The organism is Frankia sp. CcWB2, from assembly GCF_977927585.1.
Window position 1 is genome coordinate 20,557 of sequence record NZ_CDWRCM010000056.1, and the last position, 2,641, is coordinate 23,197.

The window sequence follows — 2,641 nt, forward strand, 5'->3', positions numbered from 1 at the left end:
GTGTCTTGCCCAGGTCGGCCGGATCCTCCACCAACACGCCGGTCTCGCCGTTGACGACCGCGTCGGTGTGTCCGGCGATCTTCGTCGCGACCGACGGCGTGCCGCAGGCAGCGGCCTCGGTGATCGTCATGCCCCAGCCTTCACGGGCCGAGGCCGAGGTCAGCACCCAGGCGCGCCGATACAGCGCCAGCAGGGCGTCGTCGTCGACCCGCCCGACGAGGTGCAGCCAGCCGCCGGCTCCGGCAGCGGAGATCCGCTTCTCCAGCTCCACCCGCTCGTAGCCCTCGCCGACGATGACCGCCTCCATCGCCGGATGTTCATCGTGGGCGCGGACGAGCCCGTCGATGAGGACGTCGAACCGTTTCACCGGCACCAGACGCCCGACAGCGAGGACGAGCGGATGCGGCGAGCGCTCGCCTGCGGGGGAGAACGACGGGTCGATGCCCGGCGGCACGACCGAGATGTTGCGCGGCGGCAGGCCGAGCAGTTCGATGATCTCGTGCCGGGACGACGGGGACAGCGTCAGGATGCGCGTACGCTGGTACAGCAGTGGAGCGATCTTGAATTCGACGGTCTCGCCGATCCTGGCCAGCTTCGGGGACAACACCATCCGCCACATCTCGGCATGCACGTGGTGCAGGAACACCACCCGGGGGCAGCGGGCCCAGACCGGGGAAAAGAACGGCATCCCGTTCCAGATCTCGACCAGACCGTCCCAGGGCCCGCCGCGGCCCAGCGCGCCGGACACCGCTGTGCGCGGGAAGACCGAGTACCGGCCCGCCTTGCGGACCACCGTGTAGCCGTTGCGGTGGACGGACTCCGGATGGCCGGACGCCACGGCCGTGCGCAGGCTCACGTCGATGCCGGCCTGCGCCCACAGCTCCGCGACCTTGTCGGCGTGCAGCTCCGACCCGCCCGACTCGGGGTCGTCGAGATCACGCCAGGCCAGCATGTGCACGCGGCGCAGTCCCGAAGTCTCGACCAGCTCGGCGAGGGAGAGTCGGCGCGGCGCGGCCTCGATCCCGGGCGCTCCCACCTGCGCGGCCAGGAGGCCCGGCGGGACCGGGACGGCCGGCGGCACGACGAGGCCATCGGGGGTCGGCGGGATCGTCGCGCCGGGGCCGCGACGATTGCTCGCGGCGCTCATGCCCGAGCCGTCCGGCGGGCGGCGGCGAGCACCGACAGGCCGGTGACGATGGCCAGCACGGCCTGGCAGGCGAGGTTGGCGCGGGCGGTGCTCGTCGGTGATCCGTCCGCCCACAGCATGAGGGGGACGGCCGCGGCGGCGGCCAGCCCCAGGGCCAGCAGTACGCCACGCTCGCCGAGAGCGAGCAGGTAGTGGGTGAACAGCACGGTAGCTCCGAGACAGGTCATCGCTGCGGCCAAGGGGAGAAGCGCGCCGGAGGCATCGGTGAAGCGAGAGCCGAAGGCCAGGGAGAGAAGTGTGTCGGGTGCGAGGAGAGCGGCGGAGAGCAGCCCCAGTGCGGGTACGAGGAGTATCGCTAGCGTTGCTCCGAGTTGATGGAGGGCGTGCTGCCCGAGATGTCGTCGATCGGCGGCCTCCGGCAGCAGGAAGCCGGCCAGTACGACCGCCGCCAGTACGAGTACCTTGCTGGCCACCGAGACGGCCGCGTAGGAGCCCGACTGGTCGGGGGCGAGCCGGCCCTGCATAAGGACGTCGATGTTCTGCAGGAGGCCGAGCATCGCCAGCGCGACGAGAGCGGCGCCGACCTCGACGGCCAGCCGGGCCGTGGGCGCCGCGGGCGAGCCCGGCTCGGGCGACATTCCTACGACCGCGTCCGGGTGGCGGCGCAGCGTGGACCGCGTGTGGGCGAGGGCGGCCAGCACACCGAGCAGGACGCCGATCGCCGCGCCGGTCTCGTCCAGACCGGCGAGCACCAACCCGATCGTGAACACCGTCTTCACTGCGGCGTCGACGAGCAGGTTGGCGGCCAGCGCCGGATAGAGCCGGCCGCACTGCAGCAGCCCCCGGTCGACGCAGAGCAGACACCAGGCGGCACCGGCGGTCACGATCTCGGCGACGCCGCCGGGACCGGGCAGCGACAGCTCGTGGGCCACGAAGCCCCGAGCGGCCACCGCGAGCACGGCGACGACCAGCACGAGCGCGACCCCGACCCGGCGGACCCGGCGGACCCACTGCGCCACCAGGTCCAACTGCCCGCTGTGCTGCCAGGTGGTGATCCGCCGGACCACCCCCACGAGCAGGGCGCTGCCCGGCATGGACACGATGAAGAAGATTGCGATCAGTTGGGCGACCACGCCGTAGGACCGGGTACTCATCGCGCGCGCGATGATCAGCGTGACGCCCATGTTGGCGAGGTTGGCGAGCTGGCCGGCCAGCGCCAGCGGGATGGCGCCGCGCACCGCCCCCCGCAGCCGGGTGCCCCGGGTCTGTTTTAGGCGTTTACGCAGCGTCCAGCCGTCGGTCGCGATCGCGGCCGACGCGCCGCCCAGTTGGGCGGTATTGCGCTTCATGCGGAGTCCTCCCCGACGACATACGCAGGGGTACTCCCCACCCCGCGCAACGGAATGCCCGCGTGGGGCCGGTTCACCCGCGCCGGGGTGGTCGGCCGCCTGGTACGCCCGGGAACGGTGCTCAACGGATTGTCAGTGCCTTGTC

At 72.1% G+C, this 2,641-nt stretch carries 2 protein-coding genes; both read right to left on the reverse strand.

Translation table 11 applies throughout. The features are described from left to right. On the reverse strand, positions 1 to 1,147 hold a 1,147-nt coding region (locus ACY45C_RS08440), incomplete at its 3' end, for a glycosyltransferase family 4 protein (RefSeq protein WP_462187062.1). Beyond that, positions 1,144 to 2,496 (reverse strand): hypothetical protein, encoded by a 1,353-nt coding sequence (locus ACY45C_RS08445; protein ID WP_462187063.1) that lies wholly within the window; start codon positions 2,494 to 2,496, stop codon positions 1,144 to 1,146. The genes ACY45C_RS08440 and ACY45C_RS08445, both read right to left, overlap by 4 nt. Between the last annotated feature and the right edge of the window lie 145 nt (positions 2,497 to 2,641).

Excerpts from the sequence above, each read along its gene's own strand:
- ACY45C_RS08445 (WP_462187063.1), bottom strand. The coding sequence starts at position 2,496 with ATGAAGCGCAATACCGCCCAACTGGGCGGCGCGTCGGCCGCGATCGCG.